Below are 14,538 nucleotides of genomic sequence, written 5' to 3' on the forward strand. Positions count from 1 at the left end.
CAGGGGTTATGAGGGGGCATTTCCGGCGCCTGGTCGCCGCGGGCGTGGAGCGCGCGGGGATCCGTACGGGCCTCAGATGGAAGCTGAGCGCGGCCATCGCGCTGGTCGGCGCGCTGGTGGCGATCGCGCTGAGCCTGGTCGTGCACAACGCCGCGCGGGTGTCGATGCTGGACAACGCGCGCGATCTCGCCGACGAGCGCATCATGATCGCCCAGCGCAACTTCGAGCTGTCCGGGCGGATGAACTTCCCCAACACCAAGATCGACGACCCGGATCTGCCGGAGGCGCTGCGGGACCGGGTCGAGGTGGGCCAGCGGGCGACCTATGTGGCGGACCGGCCGGGTGGCTCGCCCGACATATGGGCCGCCGTGCCGCTGAAGAACGGGCATGTGATGTCCCTGCACTCGGGCTTCACCGACCGCAGCTCGGACATCCTTCAGGACCTCGACCAGGCCCTGCTCATCGGGTCCATCGCGGTCGTCCTCGGCGGCAGCGCGCTCGGCGTGCTCATCGGCGGGCATCTGTCGCGGCGGCTGCGCAAGGCGGCCGTCGCGGCCCACCAGCTCGCGGGCGGCGAGACGGACGTGCGGGTGCGGGACGCCATGGGCGGGGTCGTCCGGGACGAGACCGACGACCTGGCGAGCGCGGTGGACGCCATGGCGGACACGCTGCGGCAGCGCATCGAGGCGGAGCGCCGGGTGACCGCCGACATCGCGCACGAGCTGCGCACGCCGGTGACCGGGCTGCTGACCGCGGCCGAGCTGCTGCCGCCGGGACGCCCGACCGAGCTGGTACTGGACCGGGCGAAGGCCATGCGCACCCTCGTGGAGGACGTGCTGGAGGTGGCCCGGCTGGACGGGGCCTCGGAGCGGGCGGAGCTGCAGGACATCATGCTGGGCGAGTTCGTCGCCCGGCGGGTGACGGCCAAGGACCCGGCCATCGAGGTGCGCGTCGTGCACGAGTCGGAGGTCACGACCGACCCGCGGCGCCTGGAGCGGGTCCTGTTCAATCTCCTGGCCAACGCGGCCCGGCACGGCAAGCCGCCCATCGAGGTCACCGTCGAGGGCCGGGTCATCCGGGTCCGCGACCACGGCCCGGGCTTCCCCGAGGACCTGCTCGCCGAGGGGCCGAGCCGCTTCCGCACCGGCAGCAAGGACCGGGCCGGCCACGGCCACGGCCTCGGCCTGACCATCGCGGCCGGACAGGCCCGGGTGCTGGGCGCCCGGCTGACCTTCCGCAACGTCCGCACGCCCGGGACGCCGGAGCACCTGCCGGCCGAGGGTGCGGTGGCCGTGCTGTGGCTGCCGGAGCACGCGCCGACGAACACGGGGAGCTATCCGATGCTGCCGGGGTCGGAGTCGTAGAGCCCGGTTCTCGCGGATGGGCTTTCGCGGACCCGGTTTTCGCGGATCAGCAGGACCAGTCCTGGTCCATGTCGAGTCCGCCTTCGCGGGGCTGGGTGAAGGAGAACCAGTTGCCGGAGTCGTCGCGGAACAGCGCCTCCGTGCCGTACGGGCGCTCCTGCGGCTCCTGGAGGAACTCCACGCCGCGGTCCTTGAGCTTCTTGTAGTCGCCGTGGATGTCGTCGGTGGTCAGGACGCCCGCGCCGAGCGCTCCCTTCGTCACCAGCTTCCTGACCATCTCGGCGGACTCGGGGTCCATCGCGGGGCCGCCGGGCACCATCAGGGTGAGTTCGACGTCGGGCTGCTTCGGTGAGCCGACGGTGAGCCAGCGCATGCCGCCCTCGCCCATGGTCATGTCCGTACGGACCTCCAGGCCCAGTTTTTCGGTGTAGAACTCCTTGGCCCGGTCCTGGTCGAGGACCCAGACGGTGGAGATGGCGAGACCCTTGATCATGGCGTGCTCCTGCTGCTCGGCGGCCGGTTCGGGTGTGCCCTGCCACGGTAGGCAGCGGGGGTGTCAGCCCGCTTCTCCGGAATTGCGCTCCTTGCCGGCGCCGGGCGCGGAGCGGAAGCCGCCGGCCCAGAGCATGGCGTAGCAGCCGGGGATGAGGGCGGCTCCCCTGCCGACGTGCTTGGTGCGGTACTCGCTGGGGGTGAGGCCGGTCCAGGTCTTGAAGCGGGCCGAGAACGTGCCGACGCTGCTGAAGCCGACCAGGTGGCAGATCTCCGTGACGGACAGGTTCGCCGTACGCAGCAGGTCCTCGGCGCGTTCTATGCGGCGGTGAGTGAGGTACTGGCCGGGGGTCTCGCCGTAGGCCTCCTTGAAGGCACGGATGAAGTGATACCGCGAGTACCCGGCGTGCGCGGCGACGGTGTCCAGGTCCAGCCCGGGATCGGCCCAGTCCCGGTCCATGGCGTCCTTGGCGAGCCGCAGCTGCCGCGTCTTGTCCATGACGTCGATGGTGGCACGGGGGTCTGACAGCGGCACCGGCCTCGCGCCCCGGCAAGGCGAAGGCCCCGGCTGGGTGTCCCGTCCGGGGCCTTCGTCAGGAGCTGGAGGAGTCCAGAGAGAGCTGGAGCAGGTCAGACCGTCTCGACGACCGGCGTCTGCGCGGCCGGGCCGTCCGTCTTGTCGTCGTCCGACGTCTTCGGTCCCGCGCCCTTCAGCGGCACCTCCTTCACGAACACCGCCGCCGCGAGCGCGACCACCGCCACCACGGCTCCGAGCAGGAACGCCGAGTGGGTGCCGGCGGAGACCGCGTGCTGGTACGCCTCGCGGGCCAGCACCGGCAACTTCTCCAGGCTCTTCGCGTCGAGCTGCGCCGACTGCTCGGTCACCTTGGAGCCCAGCGCGCCGGCCCGCTCGGCCATGACGTCCTGGACGCGGTTGTTGAACAGCGCGCCCATGATCGCGACACCGAAGGAGGAGCCGAGGGTGCGGAAGAGCGTGGTGGACGAGGACGCGACGCCCATGTCCTTCATCTCGACGCTGTTCTGCGCGACCAGCATGGTGATCTGCATCAGACAGCCCATGCCCAGCCCGACCACGGCCATGAAGACGCCGGAGGTGAAGCGGGAGGTGCCCGTGTCCATCGTGGAGAGCAGGTAGAGGCCGACGATCATCAGGACGCTGCCGAGGACCGGGAAGATCTTGTACTTGCCGGTGTTCGTGGTGACGCGCCCGGCGACCATCGACGTGACGAGCATCGCACCGAGCATCGGCAGGAGCAGCAGCCCGGAGTTGGTAGCGGAGGCGCCCTGCACGGACTGCTGGTAGAGCGGCAGGAAGAGCGTGGCCCCGAACATCACGAAGCCGGTGATGAAGCCGATGACCGACATCAGCGTGAAGTTGCGGCTGCGGAAGATGTGCAGCGGCACGATCGGCTCGGCGGCCTTCGTCTGCCAGAACACGAACCCGACGAGCGCGGCGACCCCGATGCCGATCAGCTCCATGATCCGGGCGGAGCTCCAGGCGTACTCCGTGCCGCCCCAGGTGGTGACGAGCACGATCGCGGTGATGCCGACGGTCAGCAGCGCGGCGCCCAGGTAGTCGATCCGCGCCTCGGACCGCTTCTTCGGCAGGTGCAGGACGACACTGACGGCGGCCAGCGCTATGACGCCGAGCGGCAGGTTGATGTAGAAGGCCCAGCGCCAGCCCCAGTTGTCGGTGATGGTGCCGCCGACCAGCGGACCGCCGATCATCGCCAGCGCCATGACGCCGGCCATCATGCCCTGGTACTTGCCGCGCTCCCGGGGCGGGATCAGGTCGCCGATGATCGCCATGACGCCGACCATCAGACCGCCGGCGCCGAGGCCCTGGACGGCACGGAAGCCGATCAGCTCGCCCATGTTCTGGGCCATGCCGCTGAGCGCCGAGCCGATCAGGAAGACCACGATGGACGTCATGAACGTGCCCTTGCGGCCGTACATGTCGCCGAGCTTGCCCCACAGCGGGGTGGAGGCCGCGGTCGCGAGCGTGTAGGCGGTGACGACCCAGGAGAGGTGTTCGAGCCCGCCCAGCTCACCGACGATCGTCGGCATCGCCGTACCGATGATCATGTTGTCGAGCATCGCGAGCATCATCGCGATCATCAGCGCGAGCAGGACGACCCGCACGCTCCTCGGCTGTTTCTCCCCGCTGCCGGCGTCGACCGCCGGTGTGTCCGTCGTGTCCGCCATCGCTTCCCACTCCCCCAGCTACCGCTACTTACTTGCCGACCGGCTAGTGACTACACTCGGAAGTTAGCTCCGGAACTAGCCGGGCGTCAAGTAAGTTTTATGGAAAGCGGGGCGGCGTAGGAGGATGGGCGGCACCATGGACGGCACCAGGCAGCGGCGCCGCGGGAACACCCGCCAGCGCATCCAGGACGTAGCCCTCGAACTCTTCGCGGAGCAGGGCTACGAGAAGACGTCCCTGCGCGAGATCGCCGAGCGCCTGGACGTCACCAAGGCGGCGCTCTACTACCACTTCAAGACGAAGGAAGAGATCCTCGTCAGCATCTTCGAGGACCTCACCCAGCCGATAGAGGACCTGATCGAGTGGGGCCGGCAGCAGCCGCACACCCTCGCCACCAAGCAGGAGATCGTCCGCCGCTACGCCGGTACGCTCGCCGCGGCGGCACCGCTGTTCCGCTTCATGCACGAGAACCAGGCGACGGTCCGGGAACTGCAGGTCGGCGACTCCTTCAAGGCCCGCATCCACAGGCTGCGCGACATCATCGTCGACCCGGACGCCGACCTGATCGACCAGGTCCGCTGCGCCAGCGCGCTGTTCACGCTGCACGCCGGGATGTTCCTGCTCCAGGACCTCGAAGGCGACCCCGAGGAGAAGGACAAAGCCGTCCTCGAGGTCGCCACTGAGCTGGTGACCCGGGCCCACCTGGGAGCCGGGGGCTCCTAGGAGCCCCTCCCGGGTCAGAGGGGGGTCGTCAGACCTTCACGCCCTTGGCGCGCAGGAACTTCACCGGGTCGACGGCCGAGCCGTAGTTCGCGGTCGTACGGATCTCGAAGTGCAGGTGCGGACCGCTCGAGTTACCGGTGCTGCCGGACTTGGCGATCTCCTGGCCGGTCTTGACTATCTGGCCGACGTTCACGGTGACCTTCGACAGGTGGGCGTACTGGGAGTACGTGCCGTTGCCGTGCTTGATCACGACGGCGTTGCCGTAGGCGGGGCCGTCACCGGCGCCGTTGCCGCCGGCCTTGACCACGGTGCCGCCGTGCGTGGCGACGACCTGGGTGCCGCTCGGCACGGCGAAGTCCTGGCCGCTGTGGGTGGACTGCCACATGCCGCCGTTCTGGGCGAAGCTCGCGGAGAGCTTGTACTTCTTCACCGGGTCGACCCAGGACGGCATGGCCTTCTTGGCGGCGGCCTTCTTGGCGGCGGCCTGCTTCTCGGCCGCCTTCTTCGCGGCGGCGACCTTGGCGGCCTTCTCGGCCTTCACGGCCTCGGCCTTGGCGTGCTTGGCCTGGGCGGCGGCCTGCGCCTGGACGGCACTGGCGGCGCCGGACGCGGACGTGGTGTCGGCGGCGGACGCGACCCCGGCTCCCAGTGCGACCGAGACGCCAAGGCCGGCGGCCAGCACGGTCGCACGGGTGCGGAGCTGGGACGTACGGGAAGAACGGGACGTGACGCGCTGGGACATCGAAACCTCGTGTGGAAGGGGACGGAGAAAACCACCCGGCGCACAGACGCTCGCCGAATGGCCATCCCTTGGTAACCCGAAGTCCGACAAACCCCAAAAAGCGTGATCTACGACTGAAGTTAGTAATTTGGTTCAGTGTTCTACGTCTCTTGACACAGCAGTCATACGGGACGAATCACGCACTGCACCGCACTTCCCCCCACCCTGCGCGGCAAGAATCCCTTTCCTCCCGGTCCGTTAGCCACTATTCCACCTAGTAACGGACATATCGCCTGTGCGCCATGTCACCGGAGGCCCTCTTCGGCCATTCCGGAAATGTGGCGCACGCCTCTAGGCACCTACCGTTCGGTAACCTTACGGTTCCCCTCGCGCCACCCTCGCCCACGAACATGCACACGACATGTTGCAGCGTCACGGACGTGAGAGGACCCCCCACGACATGCAGACCCGACGCCCCTGGTTGCGCCGCGTATCAGTGACCGCCGTATCGGCCGCAGCCCTTGTGGCGATGGCCGCGCCGGCCGACGCCACGACCGCCACCCGCGCCTCCACGGCCGCCACCGCCTCCCCCACGGCCGCTGCGGCGGACGTCGACTACAACACCTGGCAGAAGGACTGCCAGGCGGTGATGGCCCAGGCGCTGCCCTATCTGAAGCAGCGGATCGCGGCCACAAAGCCGGGTGAGAAGCAGGCGATCGTCTTCGACATCGACAACACCACGCTGGAGACCGACTTCGGCTTCAGCTACCCCCAGCCGGCCAACAAGCCGGTCCTGGAGGCCGCCAGATACGCCCAGGAGCACGGCGTCGCCCTGTTCTTCGTGACCGCCCGCCCGGACATCATCGCCTCGTTCACCGAGTACAACCTGAAGCAGACCGGCTACCAGGTCTCCGGCCTCTACGTCCGGAACTTCATCGACCTCTTCAAGAACGTCGCCGAGTACAAGACGGCCCAGCGCGTCGACATCGAGAAGAAGGGCTACACGATCATCGCGAACATCGGCAACAGCGCCACCGATCTCTCGGGCGGCCATGCCGAGAAGACGTACAAGCTGCCGGATTACGACGGGCAGCTGTCGTAGGGCCGCAGGGCATGCGAAAGGGGCCGGTGCTTTTCAGCACCGGCCCCTCTCACTCAGCCGTGACGCTTACGCGTCCTTGCTCAGGTTCGGCCCGCTTCCGCCGGCCGCCTGCTCGATCGGCGGGGCGTCCGGCAGGGCCGCCTTCTCCTCACCCCGGAAGGTGAAGGTCTTGGCCTCGCCCTCGCCCTCCGTGTCCACGACCACGATGTGACCGGGACGCAGCTCGCCGAAGAGGATCTTCTCCGACAGCGAGTCCTCGATCTCGCGCTGGATGGTGCGACGCAGCGGACGCGCACCCAGCACCGGGTCGTAGCCCTTCTGGGACAGCAGCTCCTTGGCGGACTGGGAGAGCTCGATGCCCATGTCCCGGTCCTTCAGGCGCTCGTCCACCTTGCCGATCATCAGGTCGACGATCTTGAGGATGTCTTCCTGGGTCAGCTGCGGGAAGACGACCACGTCGTCGACGCGGTTGAGGAACTCGGGCCGGAAGTGCTGCTTGAGCTCGTCCGACACCTTGTTCTTCATGCGCTCATAGTTCGACTTCTTGTCACCCGAGGCCGCGAAGCCCAGGTTGAAGCCCTTGGAGATGTCCCGGGTACCGAGGTTGGTCGTCATGATGATGACCGTGTTCTTGAAGTCCACGACCCGGCCCTGGGAGTCGGTCAGGCGACCGTCCTCCAGGATCTGCAGCAGCGAGTTGAAGATGTCCGGGTGGGCCTTCTCGACCTCGTCGAAGAGGACGACGGAGAACGGCTTGCGGCGGACCTTCTCGGTCAGCTGGCCGCCCTCTTCGTAGCCCACGTAACCGGGGGGCGAACCGAAGAGCCGCGACACCGTGTGCTTCTCGCTGAACTCCGACATGTCGAGGGAGATCAGCGCGTCCTCGTCGCCGAAGAGGAACTCGGCGAGCGCCTTGGACAGCTCGGTCTTACCGACACCGGACGGGCCGGCGAAGATGAACGAGCCACCGGGACGCTTCGGGTCCTTCAGACCGGCACGCGTACGGCGGATCGCCTTCGACAGCGCCTTGACGGCGTCGACCTGGCCGATGACCCGCTTGTGGAGCTCGTCCTCCATGCGCAGCAGACGCGAGGACTCCTCCTCGGTCAGCTTGAAGACCGGGATGCCGGTGGCGGTCGCGAGGACCTCGGCGATCAGCTCGCCGTCGACCTCGGCGACGACGTCCATGTCGCCGGCCTTCCACTCCTTCTCCCGCTTGGCCTTGGCGGCCAGGAGCTGCTTCTCCTTGTCGCGGAGGGAGGCGGCCTTCTCGAAGTCCTGCGAGTCGATCGCGGACTCCTTGTCCCGGCGGACACCGGCGATCTTCTCGTCGAACTCGCGCAGGTCCGGCGGCGCGGTCATCCGGCGGATGCGCATCCGGGAACCGGCCTCGTCGATCAGGTCGATCGCCTTGTCCGGCAGGAAGCGGTCCGAGATGTACCGGTCGGCCAGCGTGGCGGCCTGGACCAGCGCCTCGTCGGTGATGGAGACGCGGTGGTGGGCCTCGTACCGGTCACGGAGACCCTTGAGGATCTCGATCGTGTGCGGCAGGGACGGCTCCGCGACCTGGATGGGCTGGAAGCGGCGCTCGAGGGCCGCGTCCTTCTCCAGGTGCTTGCGGTACTCGTCCAGCGTGGTGGCACCGATGGTCTGCAGCTCACCGCGGGCCAGCATCGGCTTGAGGATGCTCGCGGCGTCGATCGCGCCCTCGGCGGCACCCGCACCCACCAGGGTGTGGAGCTCGTCGATGAACAGGATGATGTCGCCGCGGGTGCGGATCTCCTTGAGCACCTTCTTCAGGCGCTCCTCGAAGTCACCGCGGTAGCGGGAGCCGGCGACCAGCGCGCCGAGGTCCAGGGTGTAGAGGTGCTTGTCCTTGAGGGTCTCGGGCACCTCGCCCTTGACGATGGCCTGAGCGAGGCCCTCGACGACGGCGGTCTTGCCGACGCCGGGCTCACCGATCAGGACCGGGTTGTTCTTCGTACGGCGGGACAGCACCTGCATGACCCGCTCGATCTCCTTCTCGCGCCCGATGACCGGGTCGAGCTTGGACTCACGAGCGGCCTGGGTGAGGTTCCGGCCGAACTGGTCGAGGACCAGGGACGTCGAGGGGGTGCCCTCGGCAGGCCCGCCGGCGGTGGCGGTCTCCTTGCCCTGGTAACCGGAGAGCAGCTGGATGACCTGCTGCCGCACCCGGTTGAGATCTGCGCCCAGCTTGACGAGGACCTGGGCGGCGACGCCCTCGCCCTCGCGGATCAGGCCGAGCAGGATGTGCTCCGTGCCGATGTAGTTGTGGCCCAGCTGAAGGGCCTCGCGGAGCGACAGCTCCAGGACCTTCTTGGCACGGGGGGTGAAGGGGATGTGCCCGGACGGGGCCTGCTGCCCCTGCCCGATGATCTCCTCCACCTGCTGGCGGACCGCCTCGAGCGAAATCCCGAGGCTCTCAAGGGCCTTGGCGGCGACACCTTCACCCTCGTGGATCAGGCCCAGGAGGATGTGCTCAGTGCCGATGTAGTTGTGGTTGAGCATCCGGGCTTCTTCCTGAGCCAGGACGACAACCCGCCGCGCGCGGTCGGTGAACCTCTCGAACATCGTTAATCGCTCCTCAGAGCGGTCAGGCAGTGGGGGGAACTTCCCCTCCCTGTCCTTCCGCAGCTTAGTCCCGCAAGCGGGGACCGCTCATTCCAACTGCCGACACCGTCGATGGCCTCCTGACCCCGAACGCCGACATCTGCTCCAACCCGATGGTGCGAGACGATGTTCCCGCAGGCCAGGCAGTTACCCCCATCGCCAGTACGCCGATGGCGAACGTGAGACGGCCTTTCCTGCGTGTCGCCCCCTCCCACTAGGGATGTCTTACCCGTAGAGCCCGGATGTCCATGCCGGGTGCCCCGGTTCCCTCCGCTACGGGCGAACAACCTTGCGCCTTCCGGCAGCCCCCACACGCCCCCATTTCGCCACTCTGTGCGCTCGCACGGGAACCCAGCGTAACTCGCACGTCCTTCCGGCGGTTGCACTTGGCATGTTCGGCGCCCCGCACCCCGTGACCGCGTCCGCGTCCCCGCTCGTTCCGCTCCCCCGCCGGCCGCTCGACGAGAGCTGTCCGGTCCGGTGGTGGTACGAGAGGGAACTGGGCTGGCCGACGGTGCCGGGGGAGCCGGGCGAGCCGGTGCGGCTGGCGGTGGGCGCTCGCTTCGACGTCCTGGACGTGCCGGCCGAGGCGGGACACGCGGCGCTGCGGCGTCTGGGGCCGGGCTCTCCCGTGGCCGTACAGGGTGACCGCGTGCGGCTGCTGGTGGCGGCGGGCAGCGTGGAGGAGTTGCCCGGGCTGCTGGAGTGGCTGGAGTGGGGGTCGCTGGCGCTCGATCTGGTCGCGATCGGGGCGGGCGGGTCCATGGAGGCGCCGGCGCCGGCCGGGGTGAGCGGGGTGCTGCCGCGTGTGGCGGATGCGTTGTCGCCCTGCGAGGCGGACGGGGGCCTGCTCTTGCCACGTACGGATGTGCTGTCGCCCTGCGAGGCGGACGGGGGCCTGCTCTTGCCACGTACGGATGTGCTGTCGCCCTGCGAGGCGGACGGGCCGTCGTCCCGTGAGAACGTGCTGCTGCCCGGTCAGAGGGCCTCGCTGGTGCCTCCTGAGGCGGCCGTCACCGGTCCGCTGCCCCTGGGCCCGGTCGGTTCCCAGGGGGCCGCCGTGTGGCTGCGGCCCCCCGAGCCGGGATGCGAGGTCGAGGCCTCGCTGCCGACGCTGTCGGCCTTGGGGGGTGGTGGGGGCGCCCCCGATCTCGTACGGCTGGTGGACACGGTGGCCACGCACTGCCACCGGGTCCGGCTGCGGCGCGCGTGCGCCCAGCCGCCGGCCTTGCGTGCGCAAGGTCAGTAGTGCCGCTGTTCAGCCGTTGGCCTTCTCGTAAGCCTCGCGGATGGTCGCGGGGACACGGCCGCGGTCGTTGACCTCGTAGCCGTTCTCCTTCGCCCAGGCGCGGATGGCCGCGGTGTCCTGGCTGCCGCTCGAAGCCGCGCGCGCCTTTCCGCGCCCGCCCGAAGCACGGCCTCCGGTACGACGACCGCCCTTCACGTAAGCCTCGAGAAGGCCACGGAGCTTGTCCGCATTGGCGGTGGTGAGATCGATCTCGTACGTCTTGCCGTCCAGCGCAAACGTCACGGTCTCGTCCGCCTCGCCACCGTCGAGGTCGTCGACAAGAAGGACCTGAACCTTCTGTGCCACCGGATTTCCTTTCATCGATATCTTCAGGGCCGGGGAGTGTGCCGGCGTCCGCCGTATCGCCGTCCCCTGTTATATGCAGTACTGCAGTACGTCGGAAAGCAAACCGCTTTTGCCGGAAAAACACAAACCCTCGGCAGAGACCGGGAGCCCTGGCTCCGTCCGGAAACGTACGCGTTTCGGACATAGGGCACCGGGGCAGGTGTCGATCCCCAATCGCCGACGATCACAGATGCAGAAGCATCCGGCTGTTGCCCAAGGTGTTCGGTTTCACTCGTTCGAGACCGAGGAACTCCGCGACACCCTCGTCATAGGAACGCAGCAGCTCCGCGTAGACATCCGTGTCGACCGGCGTCTCGCCGATCTCCACGAAGCCGTGCTTGACGAAGAAGTCGACTTCGAAGGTCAGACAGAAAACGCGGCGAACGCCGAGCCAGCGGGCGGTGTGCAGCAACTTCTCCAGCACTTGGTGTCCGACGCCCGCGCCCTTCAGGCCCCGCTTCACCGCGAGAGTGCGGACTTCCGCGAGGTCTTCCCACATCACGTGCAGGGCGCCGCAGCCGACGACCTCCGCGTTGTCGTCCCGTTCCGCGACCCAGAACTCCTGGATGTCCTCGTAAAGCGTCACCGTTGCTTTGTCGAGCAGGATGCCGCCGCGGACGTAGGCGTCAAGGAGACGGCGCACCGCCGGGACATCGCTGGTGCGGGCCCGTCGGACCGTGATGGCTTTTGCGGTGGCTTCGGGGCTCTTCGCGGACATGGGCGGACGCTATCGCCCGCCGCGGTCCTGAGCGGAGGCGGGGTTCTCGGGAGTGGCTTCTCGGGGTTCTGCGGGTTGAGGCGGTTCTGCAGGTTGAGCCGGTTCAGCGGGTTGAGGTGGTTCGGTCGAATCAGACGCTTCGGTCGGTTCCAGGGTTTCCGGGACCTGGACGATGCGTACGGCATCGCGGAGAGCGTGTCGCTGTTCCTCGCTCATCATGCCGAAGAAGGCGACGAGAGCGGCCGCGGGGTTGTCGCTCTGCGACCAGGCGTCGTTCATCAGGGCGGCGGCGTAGGCGGCGCGTGTGGAGACCGCCTCATATCGATAGGCACGGCCTTCCGCCTCGCGGCGCACCCAGCCCTTCTGATGGAGATTGTCCAAAACGGTCATCACCGTGGTGTAGGCGATGGACCGCTCCTTCTGAAGATCTTCCAGGACTTCCCGAACGGTCACCGGGCGGTTCCACTTCCACACCCGCGACATGACCGCGTCTTCGAGTTCTCCCAATGGGCGAGGCACAGCTCAGAACAATAGTGGGAGATCTCGGGAATGGCGTGGCGGACGTGCGCTTCAGCGGCGAACAGGAACAAAAAGGGCGTACGACTCGAAGGGGCGGGCCGGGCGGGGCCTCGCTGAGTCGTACGCCGAGTGGGGCGGTTGGGGCGGTCAGGCCTTCGGGGTGCTCGCGGAGGACTGGTGGGCGCCCTCCACGCGCGCGAGGGCGGCGTCCACGGCCGCGTCCTCCTTGGCTTTGTTGGCGCCGCCCTGTGTCTTCACGATCACCCGGATCACGCCGATGAAGAAGACGGCCATGACGACCGGGGGCAGCAGCGCGGAGACATAGTCCATGGATCCAGGGTAGCCACGTCAGCCTGCGGCGAGCTGCTGGGGGTTCGCGGGAGGCGGCGGGGTGGGCTTGCGGCGCGGGAAGACCTCGCCCGGGGTGGGGATGGGGCGACGGCTGGGCTTGGGGCTGGCCGGGGAGGGGGGTGGGGTGGGAGCCGGGGCGGGTTTGGGGGCGGGTTTCGGGGCCGGTGGCTTGCGTGCGGGCTTCTTCTCGGGGTCCTTTCCGGGGGTGTCCTTGGCGGAGTCTCCGGGGGTGGAGGGGGCTGCGGAGAGACCTCCCGGGAGGGCCAGGAGGCGGGTGCGGGCCGCTGGGACGGTGGGGGTGACGGGGGTGGTGGGGGTCGCTCGGGTGGCCGGGCGGGGGGTCTGGGGGTGCTGCTGCGCGTGGGTGCGTACGCGCTGCTCGGCGAGCCGGCGGCAGCGGTCCAGGAGGGTGGCGGCGGTGGGGTTGCCGCGCAGGGCGCGGAGGGCCGTGAGGTCGTGCGGGTGGGGGCGGTATCCGGCGCCCAGGGCCTCGTCCAGGAGGGTGAGATAGCCGGCGGCGGTGCCTGGCAGGGCTGCGCGGTACCGGCCGAGGTCGGCCACGAGGAAGGCACGCAGCCTGGCCCCCTCCCGCGTCGCCTCGTCCAGCGACTCTGCTAGGCGGAGGCAGTCCTGGACGTCGTCGGACGAGGCGGAGGTGGGGTGGAGGGCGAGGGCGAGAGCGCGGCGGAGCACACGCAGCTCCTCCACGCCGAACGCCATGCCGCCGCGGGATCCGTATGGCGTGGGCATGCTGCGACGATACGCGCTAATCAGACAAATTACGCATAGGGGGCGCGGGTGTGGCGTGGGGGACCACTCGGGTGGGCGGGGTGCCTGCGGCGGCCTGTGCGGGTGTGGTGGGGGTACGCGTAGCGCCTAGCGCCGGGTGGTGGGTCGGGGCCGCGCCGGGGGGTGTCCGTCCTCGGCACGTCGCGATGGGGTGCCACGCCGACTGACTGTCCGTTGACGCGACAACCGCTGCGGGCGGACACCCCCCGACACGGCCCCTTCTCGCCGTACGCGAGTGCGGGCACGTCGTGGCTCAGCGCCGTGCGGCCCACCTGCGCTCGCGCGCCCCGCTCAGCGGCTGCGGGCGCTGGCCACGGCCGCCAGCCCCGCCTAGCCGTGGGCCGCCGGTCCCGCCTAGCTGCGGGCAATCGTGCCGCTAAGGGCGGCACGGGTGGGCGCGGCGGCACCCCGCTCCGCCGGGTTGCGGGCCCACCCGGCCCCAGCACCGGCGCCGGGTGCCTGCTCACATCCGCGAGACGTTCCGCTCGTACACCAGTCGCAGGCCGATCAGGGTCAGCCATGGCTCGTGCTCGTCTATGACCGACGACTCGCCCAGGACCATCGGTGCCAGGCCGCCCGTCGCGATCACGGTGACGTCCTCCGGGTCCTCCGACAGCTCGCGGGCCATGCGGTTGACGACGCCGTCGACCTGGCCGGCGAAGCCGTAGATGACGCCCGACTGCATCGCCTCGACCGTGTTCTTGCCGATGACGCTGCGGGGCCGGGCCACCTCGATCTTGCGGAGCTGGGCGCCGCGGACGCCGAGGGCCTCTACGGAGATCTCGATGCCGGGCGAGATGACCCCGCCGACGTACTCGCCGCGCGCGCTGATCGCGTCGAACGTCGTCGCCGTGCCGAAGTCGACGACGATGGCGGGGCCGCCGTAGAGCTCGACCGCCGCCACCGCGTTGATGATGCGGTCGGCGCCGACCTCCTTGGGGTTGTCCATGAGGATCGGGACGCCCGTCTTGACGCCCGGTTCGACGAGGATCGCGGGCACGTCGCCGTAGTAGCGGCGGGTCACCTCGCGGAGCTCGTGCAGGACCGAGGGGACGGTCGCGCAGATGGCGATGCCGTCGATGCCGTCGCCCAGGTCGTCGCCGAGGAGCGGGTGCATGCCCATCAGGCCCTGGAGGAGGACCGCGAGTTCGTCGGCGGTGCGGCGCGCGTCCGTGGAGATGCGCCAGTGTTCGACGATGTCCTCGCCGTCGAACAGGCCGAGGACGGTGTGGGTGTTTCCTACGTCGATCGTCAGCAGCATGCCCGTACCC

15 protein-coding genes are annotated in these 14,538 nt (G+C 69.0%); 4 read left to right on the forward strand and 11 right to left on the reverse strand.

All coding sequences use genetic code 11. The features are described 5' to 3' along the window. Nucleotides 1–8: 8 nt before the first annotated feature. The gene (gene cseC, locus ACFT32_RS19970) at nt 9–1,364 is read left to right on the forward strand and encodes a two-component system sensor histidine kinase CseC (RefSeq protein ID WP_382490818.1); all 1,356 of its coding nucleotides are present in this window, start codon (nt 9–11) and stop codon (nt 1,362–1,364) included. Nucleotides 1,365–1,410: 46 nt separating this feature from the next. On the opposite strand, the gene ACFT32_RS19975 is transcribed toward cseC, so the two are convergent. The 3 genes from ACFT32_RS19975 to ACFT32_RS19985 all read right to left on the reverse strand — a co-directional run bounded on the left by ACFT32_RS19975 (nt 1,411) and on the right by ACFT32_RS19985 (nt 4,082). Then, a complete protein-coding gene (locus ACFT32_RS19975) occupies nt 1,411–1,857 on the reverse strand; it encodes a VOC family protein (RefSeq protein WP_382490821.1) in 447 nt (148 codons plus the stop codon). 63 nt (nt 1,858–1,920) lie between these two features. Further along, entirely contained in the window at nt 1,921–2,355 is a 435-nt protein-coding gene (locus ACFT32_RS19980; protein WP_382490824.1) for a helix-turn-helix transcriptional regulator, read from the reverse strand. A 131-nt stretch (nt 2,356–2,486) separates the two neighbouring features. Continuing rightward, nucleotides 2,487–4,082: an MDR family MFS transporter gene (locus ACFT32_RS19985; protein WP_382490827.1), complete on the reverse strand. Its 1,596-nt coding sequence runs from the start codon at nt 4,080–4,082 to the stop codon at nt 2,487–2,489. A gap of 124 nt (nt 4,083–4,206) precedes the next feature. Here ACFT32_RS19985 and ACFT32_RS19990 point away from each other — a divergent pair, with 124 nt between their 5' ends. Continuing rightward, the gene (locus tag ACFT32_RS19990) at nt 4,207–4,803 is read left to right on the forward strand and encodes a TetR/AcrR family transcriptional regulator (RefSeq protein ID WP_382490829.1); all 597 of its coding nucleotides are present in this window, start codon (nt 4,207–4,209) and stop codon (nt 4,801–4,803) included. A 28-nt stretch (nt 4,804–4,831) separates the two neighbouring features. On the opposite strand, the gene ACFT32_RS19995 is transcribed toward ACFT32_RS19990, so the two are convergent. Beyond that, complete coding sequence (locus ACFT32_RS19995) at nt 4,832–5,545, reverse strand: M23 family metallopeptidase (RefSeq protein ID WP_382490832.1); 714 nt, start codon at nt 5,543–5,545, stop codon at nt 4,832–4,834. Between the two features lie 439 nt (nt 5,546–5,984). Here ACFT32_RS19995 and ACFT32_RS20000 point away from each other — a divergent pair, with 439 nt between their 5' ends. Continuing rightward, on the forward strand, nt 5,985–6,626 hold the full coding sequence (locus ACFT32_RS20000) for an HAD family acid phosphatase (RefSeq protein WP_382490835.1): 642 nt from the start codon (nt 5,985–5,987) through the stop codon (nt 6,624–6,626). 66 nt (nt 6,627–6,692) lie between these two features. Here the strand turns inward: ACFT32_RS20000 and ACFT32_RS20005 are convergent, their stop codons facing one another. Continuing rightward, nucleotides 6,693–9,218: an ATP-dependent Clp protease ATP-binding subunit gene (locus ACFT32_RS20005; protein WP_382490838.1), complete on the reverse strand. Its 2,526-nt coding sequence runs from the start codon at nt 9,216–9,218 to the stop codon at nt 6,693–6,695. Between the two features lie 430 nt (nt 9,219–9,648). Here ACFT32_RS20005 and ACFT32_RS20010 point away from each other — a divergent pair, with 430 nt between their 5' ends. Next, the gene (locus ACFT32_RS20010) at nt 9,649–10,506 is read left to right on the forward strand and encodes an SCO3374 family protein (RefSeq protein ID WP_382490841.1); all 858 of its coding nucleotides are present in this window, start codon (nt 9,649–9,651) and stop codon (nt 10,504–10,506) included. Between the two features lie 9 nt (nt 10,507–10,515). Here the strand turns inward: ACFT32_RS20010 and ACFT32_RS20015 are convergent, their stop codons facing one another. The 6 genes from ACFT32_RS20015 to ACFT32_RS20040 form a co-directional block, all read right to left on the reverse strand. Further along, nucleotides 10,516–10,851, reverse strand: a complete 336-nt coding sequence (locus tag ACFT32_RS20015) for an Lsr2 family protein (RefSeq protein ID WP_184594809.1) — start codon at nt 10,849–10,851, stop codon at nt 10,516–10,518. Between the two features lie 223 nt (nt 10,852–11,074). Next, nucleotides 11,075–11,608, reverse strand: coding sequence for an amino-acid N-acetyltransferase (locus tag ACFT32_RS20020; protein ID WP_382490843.1), 534 nt, complete (start codon nt 11,606–11,608; stop codon nt 11,075–11,077). A 9-nt stretch (nt 11,609–11,617) separates the two neighbouring features. Continuing rightward, nucleotides 11,618–12,091 (reverse strand): BlaI/MecI/CopY family transcriptional regulator, encoded by a 474-nt coding sequence (locus ACFT32_RS20025; RefSeq protein ID WP_382492677.1) that lies wholly within the window; start codon nt 12,089–12,091, stop codon nt 11,618–11,620. A 183-nt stretch (nt 12,092–12,274) separates the two neighbouring features. Then, on the reverse strand, nt 12,275–12,457 hold the full coding sequence (locus ACFT32_RS20030; RefSeq protein WP_382490846.1) for a hypothetical protein: 183 nt from the start codon (nt 12,455–12,457) through the stop codon (nt 12,275–12,277). An 18-nt stretch (nt 12,458–12,475) separates the two neighbouring features. Next, nucleotides 12,476–13,198, reverse strand: coding sequence for a hypothetical protein (locus ACFT32_RS20035; RefSeq protein ID WP_382492680.1), 723 nt, complete (start codon nt 13,196–13,198; stop codon nt 12,476–12,478). A 532-nt stretch (nt 13,199–13,730) separates the two neighbouring features. Beyond that, nucleotides 13,731–14,528: a type III pantothenate kinase gene (locus ACFT32_RS20040; RefSeq protein WP_382490849.1), complete on the reverse strand. Its 798-nt coding sequence runs from the start codon at nt 14,526–14,528 to the stop codon at nt 13,731–13,733. Nucleotides 14,529–14,538: the final 10 nt, after the last annotated feature.

The sequence above is a fragment of the Streptomyces sp. NPDC057002 genome, from assembly GCF_042673825.1.
GTDB lineage: Bacteria > Actinomycetota > Actinomycetes > Streptomycetales > Streptomycetaceae > Streptomyces.

Excerpts from the sequence above, each read along its gene's own strand:
- ACFT32_RS20030 (WP_382490846.1), bottom strand. The coding sequence starts at position 12,457 with ATGGACTATGTCTCCGCGCTGCTGCCCCCGGTCGTCATGGCCGTCTTC.
- ACFT32_RS20010 (WP_382490841.1), top strand. The coding sequence starts at position 9,649 with ATGTTCGGCGCCCCGCACCCCGTGACCGCGTCCGCGTCCCCGCTCGTT.
- ACFT32_RS20035 (WP_382492680.1), bottom strand. The coding sequence starts at position 13,198 with ATGGCGTTCGGCGTGGAGGAGCTGCGTGTGCTCCGCCGCGCTCTCGCC.
- ACFT32_RS20020 (WP_382490843.1), bottom strand. The coding sequence starts at position 11,608 with ATGTCCGCGAAGAGCCCCGAAGCCACCGCAAAAGCCATCACGGTCCGA.
- ACFT32_RS19980 (WP_382490824.1), bottom strand. The coding sequence starts at position 2,355 with ATGGACAAGACGCGGCAGCTGCGGCTCGCCAAGGACGCCATGGACCGG.
- ACFT32_RS19995 (WP_382490832.1), bottom strand. The coding sequence starts at position 5,545 with ATGTCCCAGCGCGTCACGTCCCGTTCTTCCCGTACGTCCCAGCTCCGC.
- ACFT32_RS20000 (WP_382490835.1), top strand. The coding sequence starts at position 5,985 with ATGCAGACCCGACGCCCCTGGTTGCGCCGCGTATCAGTGACCGCCGTA.
- ACFT32_RS19990 (WP_382490829.1), top strand. The coding sequence starts at position 4,207 with ATGGGCGGCACCATGGACGGCACCAGGCAGCGGCGCCGCGGGAACACC.
- ACFT32_RS20005 (WP_382490838.1), bottom strand. The coding sequence starts at position 9,218 with ATGTTCGAGAGGTTCACCGACCGCGCGCGGCGGGTTGTCGTCCTGGCT.
- cseC (WP_382490818.1), top strand. The coding sequence starts at position 9 with ATGAGGGGGCATTTCCGGCGCCTGGTCGCCGCGGGCGTGGAGCGCGCG.
- ACFT32_RS20025 (WP_382492677.1), bottom strand. The coding sequence starts at position 12,091 with ATGTCGCGGGTGTGGAAGTGGAACCGCCCGGTGACCGTTCGGGAAGTC.
- ACFT32_RS19985 (WP_382490827.1), bottom strand. The coding sequence starts at position 4,082 with ATGGCGGACACGACGGACACACCGGCGGTCGACGCCGGCAGCGGGGAG.
- ACFT32_RS20040 (WP_382490849.1), bottom strand. The coding sequence starts at position 14,528 with ATGCTGCTGACGATCGACGTAGGAAACACCCACACCGTCCTCGGCCTG.
- ACFT32_RS19975 (WP_382490821.1), bottom strand. The coding sequence starts at position 1,857 with ATGATCAAGGGTCTCGCCATCTCCACCGTCTGGGTCCTCGACCAGGAC.